The sequence below is a fragment of the Marinospirillum sp. genome, from assembly GCF_014859565.1.
In genome coordinates this window covers 1-5,364 of sequence record NZ_JACUUA010000216.1, presented here as the reverse complement: position 1 = coordinate 5,364, position 5,364 = coordinate 1, and the positions used below count along the sequence as shown (strand labels likewise).

General features: G+C 52.2%; 4 protein-coding genes and 1 pseudogene. 1 reads left to right on the top strand and 4 read right to left on the bottom strand.

Features of this window, described 5'->3' with window-relative positions; genetic code table 11:
• On the bottom strand, nt 1-2,339 hold a 2,339-nt coding region (locus IBX50_RS16810), incomplete at its 3' end, for an N-6 DNA methylase (protein ID WP_292257453.1).
• 140 nt (nt 2,340-2,479) lie between these two features.
• On the opposite strand from IBX50_RS16810, the gene arsB reads away from it, so the two are divergent.
• A complete protein-coding gene (gene arsB / locus IBX50_RS16805) occupies nt 2,480-3,586 on the top strand; it encodes an ACR3 family arsenite efflux transporter (protein WP_292257452.1) in 1,107 nt (368 codons plus the stop codon).
• Here arsB and fetB read toward each other — a convergent pair.
• From fetB to IBX50_RS16790, 3 genes and pseudogenes are all read right to left on the bottom strand, one after another.
• On the bottom strand, nt 3,552-4,355 hold the full coding sequence (fetB, locus tag IBX50_RS16800) for an iron export ABC transporter permease subunit FetB (protein WP_292257451.1): 804 nt from the start codon (nt 4,353-4,355) through the stop codon (nt 3,552-3,554). The two genes, arsB and fetB, sit on opposite strands and share 35 nt — an antisense overlap.
• On the bottom strand, nt 4,342-4,971 hold the full coding sequence (locus tag IBX50_RS16795; protein WP_292257450.1) for an ABC transporter ATP-binding protein: 630 nt from the start codon (nt 4,969-4,971) through the stop codon (nt 4,342-4,344). Before IBX50_RS16795 ends, fetB begins: the two co-directional genes overlap by 14 nt.
• 67 nt (nt 4,972-5,038) lie before the next feature.
• Nucleotides 5,039-5,364, bottom strand: a pseudogene (locus tag IBX50_RS16790) (hypothetical protein); the annotation flags it as partial.

Sequence of the window (5,364 nt, the reverse complement as noted above, 5' to 3'; positions counted from 1 at the left end):
GCCGATGCCGGGTCTTGCTGTACCAGCAAGTCTCGTGTTGCCTGATCAATCACAAAAGCTTCATTCAAGCCGGTCAAAATACCTCGATAAGGCGAGCCGTAAATCTCCTTGATGGTCGGATATGGCTGCCCCTTCGCATCGTGGGTCAGCTTGTATCTGAGCGCTGCCAGGCTTTCATCTTCCAGTTGCCAGCCTTCATCCTGCAGCTGTTGCTGGGGCATCTGTCCATGCTGTTGGTTAAACGCCTGGTTCAGGTTATCCGGCAGTTGATCACTCAGGCACAGCATCTGCAGTCGATGATCGGCAGCGGGCTGTGTTTTCTGCAGAATCAGAATGGCGGGGTAGGTGGTGACGCCTTCAAACACCTGCAAATCACCAAAGTCCACCACCTTGCTGAATCCTGCCTGCTGTTTCAGAAACATCCGCAAGGGCTGGCCGGAGCTGGTTTTAAAAAAGGTGGATGAGCTTATGTAACCCAGTAAACCATCTGGCTTCAGCAGGTTTAATCCCAGCTCAAAGAAGTAGGCGTAAAGATCTGCCACGCCGTGATACACCTGATACTGCTCGGCCAGCCAGGGCTTTAATGCACTGAAGCGTTCCTGTCGCACATAGGGCGGATTACCCAGCACCAGATCAAACCCGCCCTCCGCAAAAATCTCCGGAAAAGCCTGCTGCCAGCAGAAATCCGAACCGGGCACCGCTGAACTGAAGCCAAGACTGTTACCCTGCCGGATGCAGGCATCCAGACTGGTAAGGGGCTTGCCACGCTCTGCTGTTTTTAACCATAACGAAAGTTTGGTGATCTCGATGGATTCAGGGTTGATATCGACCCCGTAGAGGTTGCGATTGAGGATTTCCTTGTTGAGATCAAACACCCCCGGCTGACCGGTCAGCTCGGTGAGTTTGTCGTTGATGCGCTGATATTCTGAGTGAAGGTAATCAAAAGCCGCCACCAGAAAAGCGCCGGAACCACAGGCCGGGTCAACCACGCGAGTTTTCTGCAAAGCCTCTTGCCAGGCATACCAGAAACGCAGTTCGGTTTGTTTACCCTTCTTCCACTGAATATCACCATCCGTTTTGATTTGCCCGTACTGCTGCAACAGCTGGTCAAACTGCTGTTGCAGGTATTGTCCCAGCGTCTGTTCCACTATAAATGCGGTGATACTGTCTGGTGTGTAAACCACCCCTTGCAGTTTGCGTTTACCGGATACCGAGCGGGCCTTGTCTTTGCGCTGCAGTGGTATGCCTTGCTGCAGTTGTTCGGTCAGCTCTTCCAGGTCCGCGATGGACTGTTCAAAAATATGCCCCAGTACGGTAACGGAAACTTCAGAAGCAAAATCATAGTCCGCCAGTTCCTTGAAGGCTTCGCACAGGCTGTCACTGACCTGCAAAGCATCCAGCTCTGGATCATCCGCAAACAGACCACCGTTATAGGCGGGGATATTCAGGTGGCTGTTGCCCTTGTCGATGGCACGAAACAGCCCTTTGAAGTTTTCATAAACCGGACGGGGATTGTAGGGATCAGCATGGGTATAGGCCTGAGCAATGGAGTGCTCCGGTATCAGACCGGAATCTTCGGCAAAGGCAACAAACAGAATGCGATCCAGCAGCTTCTGTGCGGGTGCAACCAGATCGACCGCCGCCCAGTCCGGATTGGCTTCAATCAGGCTGACAATCAGGGTTTCACGCAGCCTTTTATAATCATCATAAAGCCGCTCGGTGATTTCCTTACCAACCTGATGAGTCTGTTGCAGCAATTCCAGCGTACGACCGTTCAACAGGTTTTCAGCATTCAGGCAACACTGAAAACGGGCGTACTCCAGCGGATCAGTCAGACTGGCCAGATCAAAATGCTCGTACACCAGTGAGGTTTCACCAATGTGATACAGGCGGATTTCCAGATAGTTGGTCAGCAAGACCCACTGGGCACCTTTAGCATCCCGTGCATACCCCCAGACTTGCTGAACCGGGCTTATATGCCGACCTGGCATGATGGCATCCAGATCTCTGGTTCTTGCGCCTTTGGCCTCAAGCACAGCTTCAATCCGATCTTTGTTTTTATTGCCGGTCAGGTGCCCCAGTACAAAATCCACCTGCCCCCGTGCAATGCCGTATTCCCGTGCCACGGTGTAGTGATCCTGCTCACCAAAAGCCTGATAACCCAGCACCTTGACCAGAATCTGCTGCATAAACGGAGCGTGTACAGATACTTCCGTCTGTTTTTCCAGATCACCGGATTCAATTCGCTGCTTCCAGGCAGCCAGCACCTTCCAGTGATCTTCCGGCAGTGGTTTGGATTTCAGGTGTTTGTTAAAAACCTTCTGAGCAATCAGGGGCATTCAGGCAATCCTTTTTTTTCCATAATCCGGAGCGAAGTCTTTAAGGCTGATCTTACCATTCCTGATTCAGATGTCTCACCTTGATTATATTCGCTTGCGTGCATATCCTAACCGCCTTACGGATATAGACAGGAAAAGACATGACTCAGGGTATTCAGCAGCCTGCAACCAACCCATCCACCGAGAGCATGGGGATCTTTGGCCGGTTTTTATCGGTCTGGGTGGCACTGGCAATTATTGTTGGTGTGTTGCTGGGACAGTTTGCTCCGGCCATTCCCGAGGCGCTGGCAGCTTATGAATACGCTCAGGTGTCGATTCCGGTTGCCATCCTGATCTGGGGTATGATTTTCCCGATGATGGTGCAGATCGACTTCTCGGCCATTCTTGGTGTTCGCAAACAACCCAAAGGGTTGGTCATCACCACCTCCATCAACTGGCTGATCAAACCTTTCAGCATGTTTGCCATCAGCTGGTTTTTTCTGCTGGTGGTGTTTAAACCCTTCATTCCCGAAGCTCTGGCTTATGAATACCTGGCTGGTGCCATTCTGCTGGGTGCCGCACCCTGCACTGCCATGGTGTTTGTCTGGAGTTACCTGACTCGCGGTGATGCCGCTTATACACTGGTGCAGGTGGCTTTAAATGACATCATCATGTTGTTTGCCTTTGCACCGATTGTGGTGCTGCTGCTGGGTATTTCCAATATCCCGGTGCCCTGGGATACCGTTTTCCTGTCGGTGCTGCTTTACATCGTCATTCCATTGGCCGCCGGTTACCTGACTCGTATCACCCTGATAAAACACCAAGGCCAGGCATGGTTTGATCAGGTTTTTATGCCACGTATTGGCTCGGTAACCCCTGTCGCTTTAATCATCACCCTGGTGCTGTTGTTTGCCTTTCAGGGTGAGGTGATTCTGGCTAACCCACTACACATCGGCCTGATTGCTGTACCACTGATTATCCAGACGGTGCTGATTTTCCTGTTGGCCTACTACTGGGCAAAAAGTTGGAAGGTGCCCCATAACATTGCTGCACCCGGCGCGATGATTGGTGCCAGCAACTTCTTTGAGCTGGCGGTGGCAGCTGCCATTGCCTTGTTTGGCCTGCAATCCGGTGCTGCTTTGGCTACAGTGGTGGGTGTACTGGTGGAAGTTCCACTGATGCTGGCCCTGGTAAAATATGCCAACCGCACCCGTGAAGGTTTTATACATCCGCTCAGTTCACAGGACTCTGCAAACGATCCAGCCTGAGTCGCTGGCGTTCATCAAACAAACGACGACTACCCATGATCACCGCCAGCAGTGATCCCAGACCGGTTCCCAGTGTAATAATCAACATGATGAGTATCTGGTATTTCACTGCCAGTGCCGGTGGTGTACCGGCCAGTATCTGACCGGTCATCATACCCGGCAAGCTGATGATGCCTGCTGCAGCCATGGCATTAATACTGGGAATCATACCTGAACGCATGGCTTCTCTACGGATGGGTTCTATTGCTTGTGACCAGTGTTGCCCAAGCATCAACCGGTTTTCGATGATCTGTCGCTGCTGCCAGGTTTGTTCGGTCAGGCGATCCAGACTCAGCGCTACACCGGTCATGGTATTACCCAGCAACATACCCAGCAATGGGATGGCATACTGAGGGGTGTACCAGGGATCAGGGCCAACCAGTACCACCAATGTGATGATTGCAACAGAAAAGGAAGACACAAACATCGACAGGGTGCCAATGCCATAAGCCCAGCGGCCAGTCAGTCGCCGTCGCTGCCGCGCCACCACTTCGCGTCCGGCCAGCAACAGCATCACCAGAGCCATCACAGCCACCCACAACAAGCTGCCCACTGAAAACAGCAGCTCCAGCACCAACCCAATCAACGCCAGCTGTATCAGTGTTCGAAGGGTTGCCACCAACAAACTGCGACTGATACCTAACCTTGCCTGATGGGAAAACCACGCCAGCATCAGTACCATCAGCACGGCCAGGCCTAACTGCCACCACTGCAGTTCAATGACTTGCAATTAATATCTCCTGGACTTCACCATCACGGATTACCAGTTCCCGATCAGCCACCCGTTGAATCTGGGCTACATCATGCGCCACCCAGACTACAGGCCACTGATGCTGATGGATCTGCTGTTGCAACCAGCGTTCCACCTGCAGGGTTGAATCAGGATCAAGATTAGCCGTGGGTTCATCCAGCAGCAACACCTTAAGCGGGAAGGAGAGTGCTCTCAGCAGCGCCAAGCGTTGTTTTTCACCACTGGAAAGGCGGCTCACCTGCCAATACATGGCCTGATGATCCAGCCCCAGTGGGGTGAAATTCTGCGGGTGATAATCAGCAGGAAAATGATCAGCTACTTCATCTGACCACCACTGACTTTCTGCCGGCACCAGCCGCACTTGTAAACGCCAGAGATGGGCAGGAATCTGCTGCTGGCTGCGTCCATCCAGCAATACATCACCCTGATGTGGCTCCAGATCAGCAAGGGCACGCAACAGACGGCTTTTGCCACTGCCGGACGCACCACTGATACAACAGATTTCGCCGCCCTTTAATGACAGGCTGAAAGGTTGCAACAGCTCTATGCCTAGTTGCTGCAAAGTCAGGACAGGAGATTGGATCCTAAGGGTCATGTTCAGCATCCAGAATGAAGAAATCGGAAACAGCTTAGCAGCAGTTTTTTGCTACAGAGTCTGGTGATTAAGGCTCAATTTTACGATCAGGCTCACTGATATCTGCATCTGTATAAACTTCCTGTTCATCAGCCAACCCCTGCATGGCCTGATCAACACTCATTGCTTTGAATTGCTGATCACCCCAGCCTAGTGATGCCTGCCGATGAATCACCTGCGCCATACGCTGTAATGTCTGCTGCAGTTGATCTGCAGGGCAACCAAAGTTCATGCGTACAAAACCGGCCTGTCCAAAAGCTTCTCCCGGTGACAGCGCCACACCACCCTCCAAAAAAGCTTGGGTTGGATCTTCCATCTCCAGTGCCATTACATTTAGCCAGGCAACAAAGGTGG